The organism is Pediococcus acidilactici (assembly GCF_016127815.1).
GTDB classification, from domain to species: Bacteria; Bacillota; Bacilli; order Lactobacillales; family Lactobacillaceae; genus Pediococcus; species Pediococcus acidilactici.
In genome coordinates, this window is sequence record NZ_CP066046.1 from 1,372,968 (window position 1) to 1,396,688 (window position 23,721).

17 protein-coding genes are annotated in these 23,721 nt (G+C 43.0%); 5 read left to right on the top strand and 12 right to left on the bottom strand.

Going from position 1 to position 23,721, the window contains the following annotated elements; all coding sequences use genetic code 11:
• Positions 1-105: 105 nt before the first annotated feature.
• Positions 106-4,179, bottom strand: a complete 4,074-nt coding sequence (gene cas9, locus I6H64_RS06880; protein WP_056985054.1) for a type II CRISPR RNA-guided endonuclease Cas9 — start codon at positions 4,177-4,179, stop codon at positions 106-108.
• Between the two features lie 183 nt (positions 4,180-4,362).
• On the opposite strand from cas9, the gene I6H64_RS06885 reads away from it, so the two are divergent.
• Positions 4,363-4,944, top strand: coding sequence for a hypothetical protein (locus I6H64_RS06885; RefSeq protein ID WP_008842004.1), 582 nt, complete (start codon positions 4,363-4,365; stop codon positions 4,942-4,944).
• Between the two features lie 227 nt (positions 4,945-5,171).
• Here I6H64_RS06885 and I6H64_RS06890 read toward each other — a convergent pair whose 3' ends face one another.
• The 3 genes from I6H64_RS06890 to I6H64_RS06900 all read right to left on the bottom strand — a co-directional run bounded on the left by I6H64_RS06890 (position 5,172) and on the right by I6H64_RS06900 (position 9,978).
• Complete coding sequence (locus I6H64_RS06890) at positions 5,172-7,706, bottom strand: M1 family metallopeptidase (RefSeq protein WP_056985052.1); 2,535 nt, start codon at positions 7,704-7,706, stop codon at positions 5,172-5,174.
• A 26-nt stretch (positions 7,707-7,732) separates the two neighbouring features.
• Positions 7,733-9,142, bottom strand: a complete 1,410-nt coding sequence (locus I6H64_RS06895; protein ID WP_008842007.1) for an MFS transporter — start codon at positions 9,140-9,142, stop codon at positions 7,733-7,735.
• A gap of 191 nt (positions 9,143-9,333) precedes the next feature.
• Complete coding sequence (locus I6H64_RS06900; protein WP_005916099.1) at positions 9,334-9,978, bottom strand: SDR family oxidoreductase; 645 nt, start codon at positions 9,976-9,978, stop codon at positions 9,334-9,336.
• 473 nt (positions 9,979-10,451) lie between these two features.
• Between I6H64_RS06900 and I6H64_RS06905 the strand changes: the two genes are divergently transcribed.
• The 3 genes from I6H64_RS06905 (at position 10,452) to I6H64_RS06915 (ending at position 12,573) form a co-directional block, all read left to right on the top strand.
• Positions 10,452-11,201, top strand: a complete 750-nt coding sequence (locus I6H64_RS06905; protein ID WP_056985050.1) for an Lreu_0056 family protein — start codon at positions 10,452-10,454, stop codon at positions 11,199-11,201.
• 64 nt (positions 11,202-11,265) lie between these two features.
• Positions 11,266-11,709 (top strand): hypothetical protein, encoded by a 444-nt coding sequence (locus tag I6H64_RS06910; RefSeq protein WP_008842010.1) that lies wholly within the window; start codon positions 11,266-11,268, stop codon positions 11,707-11,709.
• Between the two features lie 15 nt (positions 11,710-11,724).
• Positions 11,725-12,573, top strand: coding sequence for a hypothetical protein (locus I6H64_RS06915; RefSeq protein WP_005916092.1), 849 nt, complete (start codon positions 11,725-11,727; stop codon positions 12,571-12,573).
• Between the two features lie 283 nt (positions 12,574-12,856).
• On the opposite strand, the gene guaA is transcribed toward I6H64_RS06915, so the two are convergent.
• From guaA to I6H64_RS06935, 4 genes are all read right to left on the bottom strand, one after another.
• A complete protein-coding gene (gene guaA / locus I6H64_RS06920; protein ID WP_036685629.1) occupies positions 12,857-14,410 on the bottom strand; it encodes a glutamine-hydrolyzing GMP synthase in 1,554 nt (517 codons plus the stop codon).
• Between the two features lie 72 nt (positions 14,411-14,482).
• A complete protein-coding gene (locus tag I6H64_RS06925; protein WP_065124496.1) occupies positions 14,483-16,405 on the bottom strand; it encodes a heavy metal translocating P-type ATPase in 1,923 nt (640 codons plus the stop codon).
• Complete coding sequence (locus tag I6H64_RS06930; protein WP_008842013.1) at positions 16,392-16,937, bottom strand: ferritin-like domain-containing protein; 546 nt, start codon at positions 16,935-16,937, stop codon at positions 16,392-16,394. The genes I6H64_RS06925 and I6H64_RS06930 overlap by 14 nt, the downstream gene beginning before the upstream one ends.
• A complete protein-coding gene (locus tag I6H64_RS06935; protein WP_036685631.1) occupies positions 16,937-17,167 on the bottom strand; it encodes a heavy-metal-associated domain-containing protein in 231 nt (76 codons plus the stop codon). Before I6H64_RS06935 ends, I6H64_RS06930 begins: the two co-directional genes overlap by 1 nt.
• Before the next feature lie 122 nt (positions 17,168-17,289).
• Between I6H64_RS06935 and I6H64_RS06940 the strand changes: the two genes are divergently transcribed.
• Positions 17,290-17,967, top strand: coding sequence for a Crp/Fnr family transcriptional regulator (locus I6H64_RS06940; RefSeq protein ID WP_005916075.1), 678 nt, complete (start codon positions 17,290-17,292; stop codon positions 17,965-17,967).
• Positions 17,968-18,118: 151 nt separating this feature from the next.
• Here the strand turns inward: I6H64_RS06940 and I6H64_RS06945 are convergent, their stop codons facing one another.
• The 4 genes from I6H64_RS06945 to alsS all read right to left on the bottom strand — a co-directional run bounded on the left by I6H64_RS06945 (position 18,119) and on the right by alsS (position 23,607).
• Positions 18,119-19,504, bottom strand: a complete 1,386-nt coding sequence (locus I6H64_RS06945) for a cation:dicarboxylate symporter family transporter (RefSeq protein WP_008842015.1) — start codon at positions 19,502-19,504, stop codon at positions 18,119-18,121.
• 740 nt (positions 19,505-20,244) lie between these two features.
• Complete coding sequence (gene coaA / locus I6H64_RS06950) at positions 20,245-21,165, bottom strand: type I pantothenate kinase (RefSeq protein ID WP_370647627.1); 921 nt, start codon at positions 21,163-21,165, stop codon at positions 20,245-20,247.
• A gap of 32 nt (positions 21,166-21,197) precedes the next feature.
• The gene (budA, locus tag I6H64_RS06955; RefSeq protein WP_005916061.1) at positions 21,198-21,902 is read right to left on the bottom strand and encodes an acetolactate decarboxylase; all 705 of its coding nucleotides are present in this window, start codon (positions 21,900-21,902) and stop codon (positions 21,198-21,200) included.
• A gap of 28 nt (positions 21,903-21,930) precedes the next feature.
• A complete protein-coding gene (gene alsS / locus I6H64_RS06960) occupies positions 21,931-23,607 on the bottom strand; it encodes an acetolactate synthase AlsS (RefSeq protein WP_008842016.1) in 1,677 nt (558 codons plus the stop codon).
• Between the last annotated feature and the right edge of the window lie 114 nt (positions 23,608-23,721).

Consider the following 23,721-nt stretch of genomic DNA (forward strand, 5'->3'; position numbering starts at 1 on the left):
TGCACTTTGTGCGGAGTTTATCCATTTGTCCCAGCTATCTGGGCAATACATAGTGAAAGAGGAACCGACCCTTAATGGGACGGCTCCTCTTTTTTGATGCTCTCATTAAAGATCGCTTAATTTAATTTTATGTTCGAATAATCCTGATGGCGATTGATGAATTAGGGCTGTATTTTCTGATAATGTAAGCCCCCCAGTTTTAACCATTTTTCCAAAACTTTTAAGCCCTAGTTGTGGGATGTCTTGTGAAGTGCCGTTTGCATGAAGTGCAATCAATATCTGCTTCAACGTCTCCCGCTTGCCTTTAATAACTTTGCTTTTTTCTTTTGTATCTTCTACTGGTAAAGAAACAAACTTATCTCGACTTTCATTAAGCTTTTTTCTAAAACTTCTAATATCAAAAATACTGAACGAATCATTAACAATAGTTAGTATTTCATCAAAAGCATTAATAAGATCCTTTTCAGCATCTCCGTTATATTGCTTATTGTTTCGAATGGCTTTTAGAGTTTTCTCAGATAATACTAACTGCTTAGTGTTGTGTACATATTTGGAACTGCCAATTCTAAATTGCTTTGTGCCATCCTGCATTCTTTGATGATAATTAACTTTTGGAATAACAATTTCAAAATCGGCTTTAGTTTTTTTGCCACTATCTAAAAATTGCTGTTCAATAACTTCCTTTAATTTTTTTAGATATTCTTCATGCGCATTATTTTCATAAGCTTTCAACTTACTAGCATCGCGCATTGATATACCAACTACTTTGTACGTTTTTTTCTTGTCACTTAACCTAATAATGCTCATATATGCATCTTCATTCCCGCTATACCCACCGTAAAGTTTGGTAGGTCGGTCATTTTTAATTGGAATCATCGTTTTTGAAGCTTTGGCAGAGTATATCGTTTGATTAAACAACGCACCGTGTTTAGTGTAAGTTTCATGAGAAGTAAGCATAAATTTATAATCATAAACCTTCTTAATCTGCTTGATGGTCTCATTCGGTGCCACGTTTGACCACAAGATTTCACCAGTTTCAGGAGCAACCACTTTCTTGTCTCGCTCAATTTTTCCTAAAAAGTTAAAACGTTTATGTCCTATATCTTCCTTGTTACCAAACTTTTTAAAATTATCATAAACAAAGTATGGCCGTAATTTTGGATAACATTTATACAGATAGTTTCCAATAAAGATAGTTAAATAAGCGTCAAAGGCATGGTGGTAGTCGTTAACTTCCCGCACCTTAACCAAATCAAACATTTTCCGCATTTGAGAATTCATTTTCGCTGGAACTTCGATAATTTCGGTGTCCTTATCGTAAATCCCGTTTAAAATGTTAGCCGTCAGTTTGATAACTTGACTGGTTTCCACGAGTTGCCGGTTAATAAATCCCTTTTGGGCGTATTTACTGATATTATCCGGATCGGTAATTAAGTTATTATATTTTCGTTTGGAAATCATCCCGTTATCCAGCAAGTACCGCCAAAACGAACCCATTTTTTTGCCAAACATTTTAGCTGGTACGTTATCACTTTTTCCGTTGTTAACCGCTCGAATCGTCAATACCCGGTTGTCCAAACTATCATCCTTAATAAAGGATTGTGGCAAAATGTGGTCAACATCGTAATCGTTCAACCTATCTAGACTAATAGTGTCCCCAGTATAAACATCCCGGCCTAATTGGGTAAAGTACAGGTAGTACTTATCCGATAAAACGTGCTTATTTTCCTTAAATTCAGCTAGTTCGGCAGTTAACCCCGCGTCTACAACTTCTTCGGCACTTTCATAAAGTTTTTCCAAGGTCCGCAAACGGCTTTGCGTCCGTTGAGGGTTCGCCGCGGCTTCACGGGTAAACTCAATCGCAATTTTTTCAGGTGGGTTACCCACTGCTTTTTCAATATCTTGGACAACCTTCACCACTTGACGGATTGCCTTCTTATTTTGTGGTGAAGTGTACGCATCCCCCAAAATGTTTTCAATATTCTCCCAAACATTATCCGGGTCGTTGCCCTCAAATTGCTTTTCGTTGGCCTGTTGAATTAGTGCCGCAAATTCTGGGCGAGTTTGAATTTGCATGAAGTTTTCGGTCGAATGCCACATTTCGTCTAAAATTGAGTATCCTTCCGCGTTCTTTAGCCCAGTTAAGAGCTTCTTGGAAAGCCGGCCCCATCCTTTGTAACGTTTAGCCACCAGTTGTTGAATCTGCTTTTCAGATAGCCAACCCAGGGCTTGTAATTTTGCCTTGAAGATTCCCCGATCTTCAAAAATTGTCGACCATTCCACGATTTGTTCCAAATCCTCTTGGAATTGCGGATCGTTTACCCGCTCCCCAAACATATTTTTGAAATCAATATAAGTTGATAGACTTGATAAAAATTTCTTTGGATCGGCCAATCCGCCCACGGTAGGCGCGGTTGCAGCCTTCTTTTTGGTAACGTAGTAATTTTGGAGCGCTTTAATGGAAACCGTTTTTTGTTGCTTGAACAAGTCATTATAAATGTCTTGCTTATCCTTAAGCGATAAATGCCGCCCATTAATTTTCAAATTATTTAGCTCATTAAGCACCACAAATTTTTCGTAAATCATGCTTTCCGCAGGTAAGACATCTTCGCCAAAAAGATACGTATCTTTGGTAGTCATCCGCCGAATAAATCGGTTTGCGGATTCCATCCGGTCAACTTTTTCATCAAAATTCCATGGTGTAATTGGACCGGCAGCCTTCCGCTTCATCCACGCAAACACGTTTTCTTTATTTTGTGCTTGTTCTTCCGGCGTTACCAATGGGCCCACGTAGTACGGGATCTTAAAGGCAATCAATTCGTCTAGTTTGTAAGGAGCATCTTTACGGCGCTTAACGTTCGGATTCGGCTCCGCCAAAAACGGATAATATTTAGATTGCTTTTCGATAATTTGGTCGAGCTCCTGTTGATGCAGTTGGTGAGGGATTGCCCCATTTTGCCCAGTCCGTTGCTTAGGCATGAACTGGTCTAGCTGAATTAAACGTTTAATTTCTTTTGCTTCCGGCGAATCATCTAAGTTCTTTTCCACAGCCTTATAGAAATCATCTTTGTTCTGGGTCTTATCGTCCGTTTTACCGACGTAGGCCGTGTACGTTTCCTTCAGTGCTTTTGCTTTCTTGGCATCTGAATGATCCTCAATTACCTTTTTCAATAATTCTAAATGGTGACGGTGGTCTTTATATTTTTCAACCATCGCCGCGGACAACGAATTACCATCTTTTGTAATTTCATTTAATGAAAACCAGTTATGTAGTCTTTGCAAAAGATCAATAATTTCCAAACGATTTTCATCTAAATCACCCGTGAATTCTTCTAATTTATCATCCGCCCCCTCGTCGTTTAACTTCAAGGACCAATCCGCGTCCGTTTCAACTTGGAGGAGCACGTCAAGCTTAAACTTATAGTTCAAAATCGCATTAACAAACTGCGTAACGATTTTCTTGTTTTCACTCTGTAATGCCTTGTTGCTTGCGGGAAGCAGCATCATCTTCACTAGTTGTTTTTTCTTATCCATTTTATAGATAGTTGTGCTACTAAGAACTTCCTTAACATCCGCCACTTGTTCTAAATCAAAGGCCAGTTCATTGTCGGGAATAATCTCTTCATAAAGCTGGTTTAACCGGTCAAATAACGTATCAAGCTCAATATTTTCTACTTTAAACGACCGCATCGGCGTTCCGTTTAAGAAGTTTCCCCGATATTTAATAATGTGATGGACTGCTAAATAAATTTCCCGAATATCAAACTTCCGGTCTTTTTCCATCAATGCCTTTCGCAAATGGTAAATCGTGGGATATTCCTTGTAGAATTGATAATCTTTCCGTTCTGGGAATAAAAGTGAGCCTTGAAAAGACTTCTTTGGATCCAAATTTGACCGGTTCGATTCTTTTAACCGGGCCAAAAAGGTGGGGTCCACCTCGGCAAGGTGCGCATCAAAAATTCCGTTCAATAAATTGATCCGCCACCGGCGCCGGGATAATCTCCGCCGCGTAGTCCGAAAACCACGCCGATCCGCCGCCGTTTTGCCCTCTTCAAAGAGACGTACCCCAATTGCCGTCTTTCCTTTGACTCGAATGGGTTGGTTATTTTCGTCAACTGCCGCAAAGCCAATTGATGACGTCCCGATATCGAGACCAAGGTTATACTTTCTGTCACCCATATAAAATTCCTCCTCAACGTTATTAATCTCACTATATCGTTTTTCCCCCGATTACTCAACGCATTTTAAGCGGTTTCAACGTTATTAAATTAAACTTTTGCGTACCTTGCAGTTTTGCTTGAGTATGCTAGAATTAACTAAATTATTAGCACTAAATTCATCAATCCGGGGGAGGATTTTACCATGAAAAAAATTGCGTCAATCGCTATCTTAGCAGTCTTACCATTAACCTTGGCAAGTTGTGGCAACCATTCTACTTCTAACTCTGATACATCTTCTAATTCTAGCAAGACCGAAAAGGTGGCCAAGTCATCAAGTAAGTCGTCTGCTAGCAAGGACGCTAAATCAAGTTCAGATGATAAAGCAACTAGCTCATCAGCTAGCGCAAACTCTTCAAAAGACTCGACTAACTCTAACTCTAGCTCTAATTCTAATTCCGCTTCTTCTTCAACAAGTTCGGTTACCGACTCAAGTAGTTCTGCAGATAATCAAATGTCCCGCAGCGACTTAACGAAGGCAGAAAAGAAGAATGGCAACCGGCCCCTTGCTGACGAGAAAATTCAAAACGAACAAGCAGCAGTTGCCCTTCTAACCGAAAAATATGGTAATCAAAATTGGAAAGTGGCCTTTAGTTCCATTGGCAAGTCTTCACCAATTTATTTCCACATTACCTCCCCTAAGCACGGTTCTTACTACGTTTACGCAAATGGTGACGTGCAAAGCGCGGACGGGGACCTTTCCAACCACCAAATCGTTAACAAATAACTAACACCGCACTTTAGGCAAATTAAAAACGAGCGCATTGGCCAAAAGTCGGGCAGTTTGCAAACACTAACTAAAAAGCGACCATTATTATGTCTAAATTTGGCATAATAATGGTCGCTTTTAGGTTAAGCGGGACAAACTGGCTTTTGGTGTGAGTTGACTCTAGTAGAACCAACCCGCAAAAGGAACTTTCAGTTTTTTCGCAGTCTCTCGCTTTATTTATCACGTTACTTAATTGCTTGGGCTACCGCAGCTTGTACAGCATCCCTTTCTGTTTCAATTAGTGCGACTCGGGTTTCAATTACCTTAATATCCATCGTAATTTCCCGAGTTAATCCTGGAGTTGCTAGTTTTGGTTCAAAGAATGCTTTGAATTCGGCTAGGCGCGTCGGTGTTTGGAAAATCCCCGCAATCACCGTAATGTAGGTGGCAAATTCCATGTCACCGCCCACCGTGTCTTCTAGCCATTGCCATTCGTCACGAATCCAGTTCCATGCCGGGCCTTGTCCTTGAGGGTTAGCTAATACGCCACGGAACCACGCTCGCAAGTCTTGCGGCTTAATTACTTGCGCATTTTCAAACTGTTGAACTAGTTGTTGAATCAATGGTAAGGATGGTGTGGCCGTAAGCGCCTGGCAAAGGTCGCTCTTGTAGCTCGCATCGCTTGTCCGTTGATATTCTTTAAGCAACCGGGCAAAAAGCTCAGGGCTACCGAAATGTTCGACTTCATTCCGAATTACTAAGGAACGAATTGCGGCCGGTAGTTTTGGCAGCTGTGCTTCGTTTTCTTCAAATAGCTGATGGGCTTGTGCGGTAACTGCTGGATTTTCAGCGTACAAAGCCGCCTTCAATACCATCGGACGCATCAACTGGTCGTCGTTGGCTTCACCAGCCGCCGCTTGCCAGCCTAACCGTTGGGCCGGTGCTTGACTTAATTCACCAAAGAACTTCTTAAGTTGCTTTTCTGCTGAGCTTTGCGGAGCAACGAACTTCTTTAAATCATTTGCCACCCGGTATAACATCTCCGTTACGAGCGCAGAATCGGTTTTCGCAAATCGTGGTAATAAGGGCACAATCTCCGCGTAAGAAATTTGCTTGCCTTCCGCCAACAAACGCAGGTCTTGCAGTAGTTGAAGCTGGTCGGTCGCGGACAGTTGCTCCCAATCAGCTAAAATATCGTCTAATAACCGTTGGTCGTAGCGCACGATGAAATGCGAACTGTTGCCCACGTTCAACCGGAATGGTTGTTGGTTTCGATCCCGTAAGTCTTGGTGATTTCCTAAATTCAAGGTCTTCGTCTGTAGTAAGGCCGGAACCTCTGCATAGTTTCCATTCAACGGAATCTGCCATTGGCGTTGTTGAGCTTGCCCTTCACCAATGAAGAATTGTTGTTGTTCAAGTACCAGGTCACCATTTTCAACTTGGGCGGTCACCACTGGGTATCCCGGTTGATCTAGCCACGTATGCATGATGTCGCCAATTGGCATGTTCGCGGCTTCTCCGAGTGCTTGCCACAAATCGTTTCCGGTAGCATTTCCGTACTGGTGGCTTGCAAAGTACTTTTGCAGTCCTTGACGGAGAGCGTCGTCGCCAATCAAAGCGCGGACCATTACTAGCATCCGGGCTCCCTTTGCATAAACGATGGCTCCGTCAAAGAGGGCGTCAATTTCGGCCGGATCGTTAACTTGGACGTGCACGGATTGCACTCCGTCCGTGGCATCCCGTTGTAAAGCTGCGCCTGCTTCAGAATTTTGGAACAATTCCCAAATTTGCCACTCGGGTTCCAAAGCGTCAACGGCCACGTATTCCATCATGTTGGCAAAACTTTCGTTTAACCAAAGGTCGTCCCACCACTGCATGGTTACTAAGTCACCAAACCACTGGTGCGCTAATTCGTGAGCAATTACCGTGGCCACCACTTGTTTAGTGCGTAGAGTGGTGTTCTTTGGATCGAGCAAGAGGTAAGCTTCCCGGTAAGTTACCAAACCCCAGTTTTCCATTGCCCCGGCTGAAAAGTCTGGCAAGGCTAGTTGCCATGAATGCGGTAGTGGATACGGAGTTTGGTAGAAGTCTTCGTAAAATTCAATCGCTCGTTTGGCAATATCCAAAGCAAAATCTAACTCTTGTGGCTGATGAGCCTTGGTGGCAAAAACGCCCACTTGGACGCCGCTCTTAGTTTTAGTTTGCTTACTTTGCAAATCACCAAAGGCAAACGCGATTAAGTACGTAGACATTTTTACCGTACGTGCAAAATAGTGGTAACCATCCTCAACCTTAGTTTCTGGCATGTTGCTCAATACCACTTCGCCCGGATGCTCGTCGAACTTAATTGCTAAATCAAAGGTGGCCTTGGCTTCCGGTTCGTCCACGCACGGAAAGGCTTGCCGCGCAAAGGTGGTCTCAAACTGGGTGCCCACTAACTGCTTGGTTTCCCCATTCACTTCATAATATGACGGATAAATTCCCATCATCGTGTCGGTTAGCTTGGTGGTGTATTTGATTTCCAAAGTTACCGTTCCGGTGTGCGGTAATTTAACGTGAATTGCTTCCGCGGCTTGATCAACGGTAAAATCGCCTGCCGTACCATCTACCCGTAGTTCTTCGATTTGTAGATCCTTTTGGTGGATGTCAATTTGGGAACTTAACGCCTCCCCGGTAATGGTGGTCGTTCCCTTAATTTCCTTTGTTTCCCGACTAATTGCTAATTTAATTTGGTAATTAGTTGGGTGAAATTTAGTGTAAAATCGTTCAATATTCGCCATGCTGCTCCTCCTATTTTGCCCAGCGCTTATAAATCAACGCCCTTATCTTCTGGCAAATTCTTTAAATTAACCAAATGGTGGAAAAACACAAAGATTACGCAACCGAAAATTACTAGCAAAATAAATGCTAACTGGCTCCCCGCGCTTACGTTTTGCGCGTGGGTGTAGCCTGGGCGTTTAACCGATCCCATCAATAGCGCTAAGACAGTCGTTCCGATTGCTCCGGTAACCTGTTGTCCCGTATTATACAACGCGTTAGCATCGTTTTGAAATTCTTTGTCAATATGTTTTAGACCGTACGCGACCGAATTTCCAAACGCCATCGAGCGGCCAATCGCGAAAATTAAGTAAGCAATCGTGATTCCAACCACTCCTAATTGAGGTCCCCAGCACATTAAGCCAACCAACGCCAACGTAAACAAAAGGTCTCCGGTATACAAGGGCACTTTTCCGCCAAACCGATCCAACAGCCAGCCGTACAATGGTTGTCCAAACCCGTTAAACAAACTCCCCGGCAGTAAGATTAGCCCACCAACTAACGAAGTCGCTTGAAAAACATCCTGCACGTAATTAGGTAACAGGAAGTTAATCCCTACGTTTGCAAATTGCAGCATTATATATGGTAGAAAACTGTATAAAAAGGCCGGTTGCTTAAAAACTTGCAGTGAAAATAAAGCTTTCGTTGCGGTGTGCGAGCGTTTAACAAATAGTATAGTTAAGCCAATGCTGACGATCAGCAACCCTACAAAAGTACCCAATTGCATTTCTCCGAGGGCGTTCAATCCAACAATTAAACTAACTAACGCCATCCCCAACAAAAGAAACCGGGTCCAGTCAAACGCGTAGTGCTGGTCAGTAGGCGCGTACTGCTTGATGACTTTCATGCCAAGCAACATCAGCACTAACGCAACGGGTAAAGTTGACCAAAAAATCATTCGCCAACTATTAAAAGCAACTACCGCCCCGCCAAACGTGGGCCCGAGTGCCGGTGCAATTAAAATAATTAAATTTGCCATTCCAATGTAAGTCCCCAATTTATGCTGGGGCACTACGTCTAGAATGATGTTGACCATCAGGGGCGTGCATAGCCCCACACATCCTGCCTGAATTAACCGACCGGCTAACAAAACCCAAAAGTTAGTCGCGAGCCCACAAATCAAGTCACCGCTGCTAAATAAGATTGCCGCGGCGGTAAATAACTGCCGGTTAGTAAACCGACGTTTCATGTAAGCCGACGTTAACATTACTAAAGCAGCCATCAATAAGTATCCGGCGGTCACCCACTGAACCGTGTTGAGGGGGACGTGAAACTCCTTCATTAAAGCTGGGAAAGTTACGTTCATTGAGGTTTCCGTCAAAATTCCCATAAAGGACATCAACGCCACTACCGCCACCACAATCATCGGGTTGGTGTGCCGCGTATTTTGTGCTTCCATATTTTTCTTCCTCTCTCATTTTCATCAAACGTGCTTCTACCATAATGAAAATAATTCAGGAAAATGTCAAATCCGTAATGAAAATCCAGTTCGTTTTCACAAACAGAATATTTTACTCATAAAATATAAAACGCCAAGAATCACGTTAATGATTTCTTGGCGTACTGGGGGAAATTCTAGTTGGTTAAAATTTATACGTTAGCCAACGCTTGGTCGATTGCTTGACTACCGCTGCTCATCATAAATACTTTTTTAACAGTATTCGGATGTTTCAAAACGTCTGCTAGAACTTTTGCCACGTCTGGAATTGGGTTAGTCTTTTGTGGGAGCTCTTTTCCGATGTAAATTTGGCCGGTTCCCGCTTCTTCAGTCAAACTAGTTGGTTGAACAATGGTGTAATCCAAATCGGTGTCATGAACGAGGTAGTTGTCCGCAAAGAACTTGGCAGTTGTGTAATCCAAGAGGTCTGCCAAACCGCCCTCATGCCACTTACGTTCTGATTCCAATGTGTATAGTGAACTTAGCATGACGTAACGCTTAATGCCTAATTTTTCGGCCGCTTGCATAGTTTTAACCGCGCCCATCGCATCAGTTTGCAACAAGTCGGCGCCTCGCGAACCAGCAGTGAAGTAAACGGCGTCGCTCCCCTTCATTAAGTCGGCGATCGCGTCTACCCCGTCATGCAAATCGAGCTTTACCGCGTTCACGTGGTCCATCTCAACAACGTTTTCAGGATGCCGCGCTCCAGCAACCACTTCATTACTATCCGCAACTAAATTCTTAATTAAGGCGGTAGCAACCCGTCCAGAGCCGCCCGCAATAAATATCTTTGCCATTCTCCGTTCCTCCTATTAATTAGTCTTAATCTATATCTCTATGATAGCTAACTTTTTGTAAGCATTCAAGCAACTACACTTTGGTAACTTATTTTCATCGTAGTAATCATAAAAAGTTAGTTAATCAATACTGACGATATCATATTAGTTCATTTTTAATTGCCTCGTGTTTTAATCAACTATATAATTACACTTTTTTAAAAAATATATTAAAGGTTATTTTTGCGTCCCAACAGAAAGTTTAGGCAAAATGATATTCAAAGAACACGACATTAAACTGTTTCAAAGAATGGTTTCGGTTTATTGTTAAATCATTTTTATTCAACTATTTTTATATGCATATATCATTTGATATACTAACATTATAAAGCTGATGGATATCCTTTTGAAAGGAGCTGATTTTTGAAAAACATTCATTCCTACGTATTTTAGAATCCACTCGTATTAACTATTTACTTTTTGGAGGAGTTTAAATGAAGAAAAGTTACGCCTTAGTCGCATTACTTACCATTTCATTAATGTTGGGATCCTGCGGTAGCCAAGCTAAAACAACGCAATCATCTTCAGTAACTAGTAAAACTAACAAAGTCGCTAAACAATCGCGGTCAAGTAGTTCCACAACTACTAAAAAGACACAAAAGCATTCTACCCAGAACATTGCCGTCAAAACTCGGGATAAAGAGAAAATTGCGGTAATGCTTTTCCAAATGTGTTACCCCGATGATGACATCATGCAAGAAATCAATTTTGGAATTTGGCAAAATGATGGCGGAAACTTTGTTGGAAATGGTGGGCCCGCTTGCATTGTTTCATATCAAATTGAAGGTAACAACGTAAAATATTCTCGCAAGGCTAATAAACACTATCCCCCATTTAAAACCATTAGTTTAGCTGAATTAGAACAACGCTACTACTCTACACCCGCGCAGGTTAAGCAGGTCGATGACATCATCGTTAAAATTCACCAAGGCCAAAAAAGTCCCCAAAGTTTTGATAGTACCCACGGCAAGGTTCATCTGACTACCGACGCCGAAGCAATTGCTTACGCAACTAAAAAACAAGGTGATCAAGGCTGGACCGTCCATGTAAAAAACGTTGAAGGTAATAATACATATTGGTCTTTGGACAATGCCGATGGAAAAAACATTGGGTTAAAATCGGATGGTACTTTTGCTTCTGATACTGACGGAGACGGCAGCTATAACGTACCTGCGGGTTGGTAATCCTGCACATCTCAACTTAAGATATCCCACGTAAAAATACATAAAAGGAACGGAGAAATGATCAATGGATAAACTTAAAGAAACTTTGAACGGAAAAAATGGCAAGACTATCAAGCTTGTTGGAGTGATTGCTATAGTACTATGTGTATTTTTTGCATTTAAAACATTGAATAATCCTGCTCGGGACTTTAATGGGCATTCTTATTATGTTGTAACTGAAAGTGAAAAACCTGAAAGTTATGATGACGCTAAAAATGATAGTGAAGGCTACGTACGTTTCCATGATGATGGAACTACTAGTGGCTTCTTAGCCAGTGGAGACTGGAAAATTAAAGGACACAAATTGTATATTCACTTTGACTCAGAGGAGGAAGAATCTGAATCAGAGTCGGAAGATGATAGCTACTACATTGATCTTAGTGCTAAGACCAAAATCAATGGTCATGTTGCTTATCCAGAAAAAAGCTCAACTGGAGAAACAGGCGAGTGGTGGGTCCAAAATAAATAAAGAAGGAGTCTGAAAATGAAGAAAACTAAATTGATAAGTGTACTTGTTGGGGGAGCCTTAACCGTTGGTTTGGCAATCGGATTAGCCGGATGTGGTAATTCTAATAATGGTAATGGAAACCAAACAAGTAAGAGTACTTCAAATAAAAAAGTTGCTGAAAAGAAGACCTTTACAATTAAGGAAATGAATAAATACATTAAGTTTGTACCGAATAAGAATACTAAAGAGTTATATTCTGGCTTTAACACTGACAAAACATGGGGAAAAATTGTAGTTGATTCGCCATATAAGAACATTAATGGTACATTGGCTGAATTAAATGAAGATGAAATCCCACAAAACGGGGAAGTTACGTTGGAATCATTGGATTCTGATAGCATGCATAGTGATAGTTTTAGTAGTAACGTTAATGATTATTTTGATAATAAAGGCGTCAAAATTAATGATGGCAAAGAAAAAGATGTTGGCGGACAAGCTTTGTCCGTTAAGATAAATGATTTAAAAGACCCTGCTGAGTTAGACTGGCAAAGCTTTTTGAATCAATTTGATTATAGTGGGCACAAGCCTAATTTAGTTGCTATGCAACCTGATGGTAGAATTTCAGTGGCATATGTAGATAACACGGGACTTAATTATGGAGTATTTGAAGGTAATAAGCTGAAGGCTCACGATGGAAAATTAGAATCAGACCTCACCAAAGGTGATATTTCTGATATGAATTTCTCTTATGAGACTGACCATAGCGGGCAAAGCAACGAAAAACCAAAAGACCTAAATGACGCCATAGCTAAAATTACAGATACTAATTATAAGCAATCAGAATATCATGGGGTGCTACTATACAATGGTACAAATTTAAATTAAAAATAACTAAATAATTTTCCCTTAACGTCTAGCTCTATTACCTAATGTAAGTTCCAACTATCGTACTCATTAAACTTAAAATTTCTTACGAAATAAAAACAAAATGCACGCCGAGAAAAATTTTCTCGACGTGCATTTTATTTATTAATTAGACTAGTATTATTCCAACTTGTTTGGCAGGGAATTGGCAGGGAACCATATTTATTTTAATTAAATTTGATTTACTTATATACCCACAAATGCCTTTATAACGGCATTTGTGTGCCTGCTTTGCCCTTACCAATTATTCCCATTCCACAGTTGCCGGCGGCTTGGACGTAATGTCGTACACTACGCGGTTAACATGGTCAACTTCGTTTACGATTCGTACCGAAATCTTTTGGAGTACGTCCCATGGGATCCGCGCGAAGTCGGCGGTCATTCCGTCAATCGAGTTAACTGCACGAATTCCGACTGTGTAGTCGTAAGTCCGGCCGTCACCCATTACTCCAACGCTCCGAATTCCTGGCAAGACGGTGAAGTATTGCCAAATGTCACGATCTAAGCCAGCGTTCTTGATTTCTTCACGTAAAATCAAGTCACTATCGCGAACGATTTGCAATTTATCTTCGGTGATTTCACCTAGCACCCGAATTCCTAGACCAGGGCCAGGGAAAGGTTGACGCCAAACTAAATCTTCTGGCATTCCCAACTTTTCACCTAAGTCACGCGCTTCATCCTTGAACAAGGTCCGAAGCGGTTCGATTAGTTCAAAGTGCATGTCTTCTGGCAATCCACCCACGTTATGATGGGATTTGATGGTTTGCGCAGTATCCGTTCCACTTTCGATTACGTCAGTGTAAAGGGTACCTTGAGCTAAGAAATCAATTCCCTTAAGTTTTTGAGCTTCGTCATTGAAGACTTCGATAAATTCGTTACCGATGATCTTCCGTTTTTGTTCAGGATCAGTAACTCCGGCTAATTTGCTCAAGAAGCGGTCTTGTGCGTCAACCTTAATAATGTTCAAGCCAAATTTGCCTTCTAGGCTATCCATAACTTGCTTTGCTTCACCTTTACGTAACAAACCGTGATCCACAAAGATACATACTAATTGATCGCCAATTGCTTTGTTCAACAATACGCCGACAACGCTTGAGTCAACCCCGCCAGAAAGTCCTAAGAGTACTTTACGGTCGCCAACTTCTTCGCGAATCTTTTCCACTTGCATGTCAATGAAGTCGTTCATTGACCAATTTGCTTGAGCTTGACAAACATCAAAGGCAAAGTGCCTTAAAATATCGTTACCATATTGCGTATTCCGCACTTCCGCGTGGAATTGAACGCCGTAAAATTTCCGTTCGTCATCCGCCATGGAAGCGATTGGGCAATTTGCGCTAGTAGCTACCGTCTTAAAGCCGGCTGGAACTTCGCGAACCAAGTCACCGTGGCTCATCCAAACCGTTTGGGTAGCTGGCAAGCCTTTAAACAATGCCGCTTGGTCATCAGTTACGTTAATGTCTGCGTGGCCGTATTCCCGGTTATCCGCAGATTCAACCCGACCGCCCAAATTGTAGGCCATCAATTGCATTCCGTAACAAATTCCCAAAATTGGAATTCCTAGTTGATAAATTTCAGGATCAACTCGAAAAGCATCGTCATCATAAACACTGTTCGGTCCCCCGGAGAAAATAATTCCCTTAGGATTAATCTGCTTAATTTCTTCCGCAGTGATTTTATGAGAAAGAAGCTCTGAGTAAACCCCAAATTCACGGATTCTGCGCGTAATCAATTGGTTGTATTGACTACCAAAATCCAAAACAATGATTTTATCAAAATTTGATAAATCTGTGTTTGCCAAGTCCTTCACCTCATCTTTTCATTCTTATCCTCTATCATACAGGAAAATTGTGAAAAACCATAGCCCTATCACTTAGATAGTTTCACTGGAAGGGCTCTCACCGCCAGTTTTTGTGGAAAAATTCTCCCAGGCGGGCCGTTTTAGTTTCAGTAATCGCATGGCGTTAAAAATCACCACTAGGATACTAACTTCGTGGAAAAACATCCCGCTTGCCATATTTACCCAACCTAAACTAACTCCTAACATCAACAACGCCACCGTACCAACCGCAATTCCCACGTTTTCCATCATGTTACGCAGCGTTGTTTGAGCAATCTGCCGCGCAAAAACGACATTTTTAAAATCGGGATTAATCAGTACCACGTCCGAAGTTTCAATCGCGACGTCGGTGCCGCTCCCCATCGCGATTCCCACCGCCGCTTGGGCAATGGCGGGACTGTCGTTAATTCCGTCGCCAACGAATAGCACTGGTTGACCGCTTGCTTGGAGTTCTTTCAAAAACTGGGCCTTTTCGTTAGGCAACTGACCTGCTTTAACCTGGGTGATTCCCACGATATGTGCAACGGACTGGGCAACGTTTAGTTGATCACCAGTCACCATCCACTGATTCGTCACTCCGGTTTGGCGAAGTCGTTTAAGTGCGCTAGCTACGCCGGGCCGGACTTGGTCGGATAAGCCCATTGCCAACACTAAAGCACCATCTACGATCATTAAAATTACCGATTGCCCATTTTCCCGCAGTTTTTGTAAATCAGCAGTCTGTTTATTAGAAAGTTTTTGGGCACTTGGTTCTAAAATCCGCGGGCTTCCCAATTTCACCTGATGACCATGCCAAGTGGCGGTAACCCCGATTCCTTTAACGGTGGTGATTGCGATATCATGGTTTTGCACAGGCTGGCCCGTTCGTTGTTCATAAAATTCCACAACGGCTGCTGCCAAAGGGTGGTTAGTTTGTTTTTCTAATTGGGCCGCCACCGCTAGCCAATCTTGTTGTGAATACTGATAGAAGCTCTGGACGGTCGGTTTACCAGTGGTAATCGTCCCGGTTTTATCCATGAGGATGGTACGCACCTTGGCCAGTTGATCAATGACCTGACCGCCCTTAATCAAGATGCCGCTTTGCGCTCCCCGGCCAATCCCCGCGACGTTGGATACCGGTGTCCCAATTACTAACGCTCCCGGACACGCCAGCACCAAAATTGTAATCGCCAACCGGAAGTCTTGCGTAACTAACTGTGTTAAGAGTGCTAACACTAAAACCAGTGGCGTGTAGAACCGGGCAAACTGGTCAATAAAACGGCTTACTGGCGCCTGATTGTCTTGGGCTTCCTCCACGAGCTCAATTATTTTGCCAAACGTGGTTTCTTCCCCAACTTTTTGGGCTTCAACCACCATTTGTCCGTTTTCCACAATTGTACCTGTGTATACTTGATCCGTGGGAGTTTTATTAACCACCCGTGCTTCACCAGTAATGGCCGCTTCGTTGACGGCAGCCGTCCCGGTAACCACCCGCCCGTCAACCGGAACTTGGTCACCAATCCGCACTAATAACTGGTCGCCTACCTCAACGTCGTCAATTGCTACCGTGCGGGTTTGTCCTTCGCTCACTAAGAGTGCTTGTGTCGGTTGCATTTCCGTTAGGTTAGCCAACGCCCGGTGAGTCTGCTTTAAAGTGCGGCGCTCTAAGTAATTACCTAGGCCAAACAAAAAAGTGACCATCGCCGCTTCTTCTAGTTCCCCAATGATTAAAGCTCCTAGCACGGCAATGCTTACTAACAATTCAATGCTGGCCACCCGGGCGCGTAACGCAGCGATTGCTTTCAACAGGATCGGCATCCCCGCTACCAACGTTGCTATACCATACGCCATCCCAGCCACTTCTGGGGAACCCCCGCCATGTTGCAGCAGCCATCCCGTGGCGGTTAATAACGCAGCCACCCCGAGCAACGGGTTAGCAAACCTTGTGAACCAGCGTTGCATTTTAATCATCATCATCGTCTTCTTCCAAACCTTCGCGCGGTTCTTTTCCCAAACGGGCCTGTAATTTTTGTGAAGCCCGGTCAAATTGTCCGTTAAGCTCAATTAAGTAGCTTGCTAAGGGAAACTTACTTTCTTGGTTAGCCAACGCAATGGCGCGCTGAATAAACATCAAACTAGTTTGGCAATCTGCTACTAACCCCGCCAATATAGCTTCCGTCGAGTAATACTTAATCCGCGGATCTTCAGTAAGCATACTGTATTCGCTAAATTCTGCGGTGACGGAAGCGGGCTTTTCCCCTACCGCACGAAGCTGGTCGCCTAATTGCACGAAATCATGGTTTAACGTTGCCTGTAACTGTAGCAAATATTCCCGGTCGGCAAAGTAGCTTGGCCCCTTAACGTACCAAGCAGCTTGCACCAGTTTATTGGTCAACACGCGTAAATTTGCCAAAACATGGTCCGCCATCGCCCCCGCGGTTGGTTGGTGGTGGTCGATTTCAGCTTGCTTTTGCTCTGCTAAATAACGTTCTTCAATTGATTTTGCCATTATTCAGTAACCTCCTTGGTTTTCACGCTTTTTACCTGATATCCTAGTTCTTCAACGGTCCGTTTTAAATCCGCACTATCTAACCGATCATTAACGAGCGCCTTAACTTTGCTAGCGTTAAAAAGTACTTTAACGTTTTGGACCCCCGCCAATTTAGTGAGGGCACCCTGAATTTTCGTCATGCAACTTGGGCAAGTTAACGTATCTAATTGCAGAATAACCTTAGTCATTTTATATTTCCTCCTTGCTTTGATATATTAAGCATAGAAGTACCCGACCTTTTTGAAATTGACCTTGGTCAAGTTTTGACAAAAAAATTTGCACTTCGCTAATGAAACAAAGGAGAAATATAATGGCCACCCTCGTTGATGCGCACCATTGCGTGCCCTTAGTACCGATTTTTAAAAACTTAACCCCCGTTCAAAGCCAGCAAATTGAGGCAATCGTTCGCCATCGTCACGTCCCGGCCCAACAAATTCTTTATCAAGCCGGGGACGCAGTTGACGCCTTGACCATCGTTGCCAAGGGGCAAGTTAAGGTGGTTCGACCCGCAGAAAACGGTAAGGAACATCTGCTTTACCTGCTCCAAAGCGGTGACATCAACGGGGAAGCAGCCCTTTTCAACCAACTTGAGCACCATTCCACGGCGACAACTTTAACCCCGACCACCGTGTGCACGATTGCGCGGGCGGATTTTCAACAGCTTCTAACCCGCAATCCTCAAATTGCCGTGAACGTGATGAACACCCTGGGCAACCGGCTATTGTCACTCGAAGCTCAAGCCACCAAGACTAATACAGAATCGGTTGCTGAACGACTTGCCGATTACCTCGTCGAAACTTCTGCTAGTTTGCAAGCCAATCCTTTCACCCTGCCGCTCAAAAATAAGGACCTAGCCACCTTGTTAGGAACCACGCCGGAAACCATTAGCCGTTATCTAAAACGTTGGGAAAGCCACCATTTGATTAAAAAGCTTCCTGGACACCAGTTACAAATTCTCGATGCCGCCGGCTTAACGCTAATTGAATAAGTTGTTTTTAGTTATCCAATCACCAATTCATCAAACTAACGCTTCAGAGATGACGTTTTTAATTAAAATAAAAAAGGACCATTTCAGAATCTAAAAATTCCTGAAACGGTCCTTTAATTTAAAACACTAAAAACTAATTCATCTCACTCGATCAAGCTTGTTCAATTTTTTCTTTCCCGTTAAAAACATCTTCATTGAACATGTCACTTCGTTTGGCAGTTACCAATCCGGCTAGGATACTATCGTTAACGTTCACTAACGTCCGACCCATATCGATAATCGGATCAATTGCCAAAACAATTCCCATGATGCCAACCGGTAAATTCAACGTCCCTAAGACAATTAGGGCAGCAAAGGTCGCGCCGCCACCTGAGCCAGCCACCCCAAAGGATGAAATGGTGACGATAATAATCAACGTTAAAATAAATTTAACCGATACGATGTTGATTCCCACCACCGGAGCCGTGATCGACGCAATCATGGCTGGGTAAATTCCTGCACATCCGTTTTGTCCAATACTGAGTCCTAAACTAGCAGAAAAATCTGCGATGGCCTTATTAATCCCCAGTTGCTTAGTTTGTACTTCGACGTTCATTGGCAACGTTCCCGCGCTGTTACGCGAAGTAAACGCAAAGATCAGGGTTGGCCACACTTTTTTGTAGTACTCAATCGGGTTGGTATGCGTTAATAATAAAATTACGGTATGGACTACCAACACCAACAACAATGCCACGTAGACCGCTACAATAAAGTACGACAAACTTACGATAGTTTTAATGCTATTCACCGCAATTGTCTTTGCCATCAAAGAAAAGATTCCGTACGGAGTTAAATTGATGACGAGGCGAACCATTCTGGATATTAATTTATCTAGAATATCGGTGCCCCGTTCGAAGGCAAGTGCGTCGTTAGGATAGTGTTCTTTTAACCATATATACGCTAACCCAACAATCAGTGAAAAAATCACTACCGCAATCGTGCTGGTTGCCCGCGTTCCGGCAAGGTCTTCAAAAATGTTTTGTGGTAAGAAACTTACAATTTTTTGCGGAACCGTTAATTCCGATAATGCGTGTTGGTGTTGTTGTAAAAAGGCCAGATTGTCTTTAGAGGCGGTCCCCTTTACAAACGACGCTCCTTGCAAGTTAAAAGCGATCACGGTAATTACCCCAATAAATGCCGCAATTGCCGTAGTTGTTAATAACACCGTTAGCACGTTTCTCGCAATCTTCCCCAGATTCTTAGTGTCTCCTAGCTTGGTGAACGCGCTGATTAACGATATTACGATTAGCGGAATTACCAGCATTTGTAATAACGAAATGTAGCCATTCCCCACAATTCCAATCCAATCAACTGCGGTAGCAACAACTTTACTTGTTGATCCAAAAATTGCTTGAGTGATTGCTCCAAAACTTAATCCTAAAACCAAGCCAATCAAAACTAACTTATTGAAGCTCACGTTCTTTCGTTGTAATAAAGCTAAAACAAGCAGGATCACGCCAGCAATCCCCACGGTTACCCAAATCATCAAATCATTCATAAATCTTCATTCCCTCTTATTAATTATGGTATTACATGCATTTTTATCACTAACCATCATTAACAAGATTGACCACCACGATGTTTACCTAGTAGTTTAACTAATCTTTCATTCACCATAATTTTTCTTCCTAACTAAAAAGAGTTGGGATCTAAAGAGTTGGGATCTATTCAAATAGACCCCAACCCCTTTTGCACGTCAAAAAAATTGTATAGAAGGTGTGTTGATGATCAATATGAATTGCCCTTAAGATCCAAATAAGCTGGTTCGCTAACAAATAAGGGAATCCATAATTTGATCACTTATTCATTAGACTGATATCAAACAACAACACATCTTCATAATAGTTAACTCCTCGTGGTATTTTTAGTAAGTGTATCACCATCATTCCAAAAAGAAAAGCATTTAGTACTGCCTTATTTACTATCCGTACTTAATTAGCTTTCTCATTCGCTAACATAAGCCTTATCCATTGGTCGCATTAAGGCATTAGCAACTAGGCTAATCAGCCTTTCTTAGTCCAAGCCATCCTCTTGTTCTTCCGTACTTTTAGACAACTCAATTTATGTGCCTTAACTAAAAATCGACCAGTATGCCAAATTCAGGCACACTGATCGATTGGGGTTAAGTAAAACTAACTTTTTAGCGCACGTTTGGGCTCTATTAAAGCCAATCGCAACAAGTTAGCCTCCTAATTTTTTAAAACGACTTTTTCCTTCGTTTCTTACATAGAACGGCGCCTACACGCGCACTAAGATGTTGTCCATCACGTGCCCCTCCGTTTTGTGTAGAATCATATCGGCTCTAAAACGGGTTGGCAAAATGTATTCTTTTAAGTTTTTCAAATCGATATCGCGCCAAATTTTTTTAGCGTAGGCAAAGGCTTCTTCCCGTGGCATCTGAGCGTACTGGTAGTAATAATTGCTCGGATCGTGGAATGCCGTATCCAATAACACGCCGAACCGTTCCAAGAACCATTTTTCAATCAAGTCCGCTTCCGCATCCACGTAAATCGACCAATCGAAAAAGTCGCTAACGTAAATCGTTTCGTTAGCCGGTAATTGGAGTACGTTAATGCCTTCCACAATTAAAATATCTGGCTGATCAATTACGTCGTATTCATCCTTGATGACGTCATAAACTTGGTGTGAATATTTCGGCACCTTAATCTGTTTTTGCCCCGTTTTCACCGCGTTTAAAAAGTGGATTAGTTCCTTCATGTTGTAACTTTCAGGAAATCCTTTCCGACTCATTAAATGGCGCCGCTTTAATTCAGCATTAGGGTATAAAAAGCCATCCGTAGTAATCAACTGGGTCTTTAAATCGCTAAACCAGTTGCTTAACAGCACTTGCAATAGGCGCGCAGTGGTGCTTTTACCTACCGCTACGCTTCCCGAAATTCCTACAATAAACGGCGTTTTTTTAACCGGAATCTGTAAAAAGTCCAGTTTATCGCGGTTCCATTTTTCAAAATCAGCGTACTTCTTCTGCAATAACCGTACCAGCGGAACGTAAACGTCCTGGACGTCCTCTAAGGAAATCCGGTCGTTAAGCGCCTTAATGTCGGCTAATTGTTGCTGAGTCAGCGGTAATTCTGCTCGATTTGATAAATTTTGCCACGCGGTGCGGTCAAACGTGAAATATCCTTGTGCCTGCATGATTACTAAATCCTCGTCTTCGATTAATTCCTTAACTATTCCGATTCAGCGATGGACTGTTGAATATCTCGCACGTCACTAGCTTGATGCTTCATAAATTCGGAGTCCTTAATCGGTAAACTCAAGTCAATCCCGTCCAGAATCTGCCAGGAAAGTTTCACTTGATCGGCCTTAAAATCTAATAAATGACCGCCGAATTGGTGCTGATCGTCGATGAAATGCAAATGCATTCCGGCCACGCTCGCTCCGTGGAATAGTTTCGGACTATAGTATCCCACAACGGTTCCCTTAATGTTTTGTGCATCAAAGATCTGTTGCTTTGCAGCGGTCTCGCTCAACGTTGGGTAAGGGCGCTGTTGGCCTTTAACCACCCGGGTTTGCACTCGGGAGAAGAGTCCGCTAATTTTAATTGCCACAAATGTATTTTGGTATGACAATTCTTTAGCTAATGTCGCATCTACTTCGGCCATTTCGATTTCTGGTAAAACCACGTGTCCCTCAAAATCCGCTTGGTTAACGTCGGCAAAGGGTAACATGGCTTCGGGTTCCAAAATGCGAACACTCCCGTCAGCTAGGGCTTGGTAAGCAACCCCATCTAAAATAATGACTTCGCCATCAAGACCTTCCGCAGTCCCAATCCCAAAATCGCCGTGTTCTAATAATGCTTCGGCAGTCAAAGTTCCGCCGAAAAGTCCGTCTACTAACATTGCTAACGTGCCGTGTTGAAATAATTTTGCCATCTGCAATCCCCCCTTTTTTACAAATATTTTATAGTTGATCTGGTAGCAAGGATTTACCCAACTTAACGTTATCGCGATAATCAACCGGAATGTCGACCACTACCGGTCCCTTCGTTTGAAACGCTTCGTCCAGTTTCTTTCCTAGATCTGCTGGTCCATCAACTCGTAAACCCTTAGCACCATAACTTTCAGCCAGTTTAACAAAGTCAACCGGACCAAAGTTTACTCCCGCAGCTTTGCCGTATTTCAATTCTTCTTGGAACTTAACCATGTCATAGTGCCCATCGTTCCAGATAATGTGCACAATATCTAGATTTTCCCGAACGGCCGTTTCCAATTCTTGCGCGGAGAACAGGAAGCCTCCGTCCCCAGAAACGGAAACTGATTTGTGAGCCGGACGTAACAACGCCGCTGAAATTGCCCATGGCAAGGCAACTCCAAGGGTTTGCATTCCGTTACTAAATAAGAGGTGCCGTGGTTGATAACTTCTAAAGTGCCGCGCCATCCAAATATAGAAGCTTCCCACGTCAACTGAAACGGTCATTTCATCGTCGACCCGGTACTGTAGCGCTGAAATTAGTGATAACGGATGGATTCGTTGGGTATCCGATTCCGCTTCGGGCGGTAAGTCCTGTTGATTTTGTTGTTCGCGTAACTGCTCTAAGTACTGCTCTCCGTCGTTACTAATTTGGTAACCCGCGAGGTGCGGTGTTAAGAGGTTAATGGTTTGGGCAATGTCGCCCACTAGTTCCTTTTCAGGTTCAAAGTTGTGATCGATTTCGGATGGTGAATCATCAATTACGAGAATCTTGCCATCCCCTTCCGCATTCCAGTTCCGCGGTTCGTATTCGATGGCATCGTATCCGACCGTAATAACCAAATCACTGTGTTTCAACAACTTATCCCCAGGTTGGTTGCGGAAAAGTCCGACCCGCCCGTAGAAATGGTCTTCTAAATCATGGGAAATGATTCCCGCGCCTTGGAAAGTTTCCACAACTGGCAAATCAGATTCCTTAACTAACTGCCGTACCGCTTGGGTAACTTCTGGCGATGACGCCCGCATCCCTAGCAATAGTACGGGAAGTTGGGCGTTTTTAATGGCTTCCGCCAGTTTCTTAATTTCATCAGGGCTTGCTGGTCCTAAAATTGGCTTCTTCAAGGGTTGAATTGGCCGGGTGCTAACCGGTGCGTTTACCACGTCTTGTGGAAAACTCACAAAACTTGCCCCTTGTTTAGAAGATTCCGCAGCCCGGTAGGCATTTGCCAAAACTTCTGAAATGTTTTCTGGTTCCTGCACTTCCACACTGTACTTGGTAATTGGTTCAAACAAATCCGCGTTGCGCATGCTTTGGTGCGTTAGTCTCAAAAGGTCGTTACGGGGAACTTGTCCACCGATAGCTAATACCGGATCCCCTTCCGCCGTCGCGGTAACTAATCCGGTAGCTAAATTACCCACTCCGGGGCCGGAGGTGGTTAAAACCACCCCCGGTTTTCCGGTAATCCGGCCAACCGCTGCCGCCATAAAGGCCGCATTTTGTTCGTGCCGGGTAATAATTAACCGGGGCTTACGAGCCCGATTAGAATGCTCTAACTGTTCGAATAACAAGTCAATTTTGGCACCTGGAATCCCAAAAATATATTCCACATCATGGTTAATGAGACTGTCCAGAATCGAATCCGCTCCCGTGTAACTGCTTTGAATCATCTTTTTCCTCCTTAGGGGGTCTTGAAAGTGTTTACATAACTACTATATCAGAATTTCACTACCATGGATCGGGTAAATATTGCTTTTTGCACTCCTTGCAACTTGATCCCCATT

Bases quoted from the DNA above. Each gene is read 5' to 3' on its own strand.
- cas9 (WP_056985054.1), bottom strand. From the start codon at position 4,179: ATGGGTGACAGAAAGTATAACCTTGGTCTCGATATCGGGACGTCATCA.
- I6H64_RS06885 (WP_008842004.1), top strand. From the start codon at position 4,363: ATGAAAAAAATTGCGTCAATCGCTATCTTAGCAGTCTTACCATTAACC.
- I6H64_RS06890 (WP_056985052.1), bottom strand. From the start codon at position 7,706: ATGGCGAATATTGAACGATTTTACACTAAATTTCACCCAACTAATTAC.
- I6H64_RS06895 (WP_008842007.1), bottom strand. From the start codon at position 9,142: ATGGAAGCACAAAATACGCGGCACACCAACCCGATGATTGTGGTGGCG.
- I6H64_RS06900 (WP_005916099.1), bottom strand. From the start codon at position 9,978: ATGGCAAAGATATTTATTGCGGGCGGCTCTGGACGGGTTGCTACCGCC.
- I6H64_RS06905 (WP_056985050.1), top strand. From the start codon at position 10,452: ATGAAGAAAAGTTACGCCTTAGTCGCATTACTTACCATTTCATTAATG.
- I6H64_RS06910 (WP_008842010.1), top strand. From the start codon at position 11,266: ATGGATAAACTTAAAGAAACTTTGAACGGAAAAAATGGCAAGACTATC.
- I6H64_RS06915 (WP_005916092.1), top strand. From the start codon at position 11,725: ATGAAGAAAACTAAATTGATAAGTGTACTTGTTGGGGGAGCCTTAACC.
- I6H64_RS06925 (WP_065124496.1), bottom strand. From the start codon at position 16,405: ATGATGATGATTAAAATGCAACGCTGGTTCACAAGGTTTGCTAACCCG.
- I6H64_RS06930 (WP_008842013.1), bottom strand. From the start codon at position 16,937: ATGGCAAAATCAATTGAAGAACGTTATTTAGCAGAGCAAAAGCAAGCT.
- I6H64_RS06935 (WP_036685631.1), bottom strand. From the start codon at position 17,167: ATGACTAAGGTTATTCTGCAATTAGATACGTTAACTTGCCCAAGTTGC.
- I6H64_RS06940 (WP_005916075.1), top strand. From the start codon at position 17,290: ATGGCCACCCTCGTTGATGCGCACCATTGCGTGCCCTTAGTACCGATT.
- I6H64_RS06945 (WP_008842015.1), bottom strand. From the start codon at position 19,504: ATGAATGATTTGATGATTTGGGTAACCGTGGGGATTGCTGGCGTGATC.
- budA (WP_005916061.1), bottom strand. From the start codon at position 21,902: ATGGCAAAATTATTTCAACACGGCACGTTAGCAATGTTAGTAGACGGA.
- alsS (WP_008842016.1), bottom strand. From the start codon at position 23,607: ATGATTCAAAGCAGTTACACGGGAGCGGATTCGATTCTGGACAGTCTC.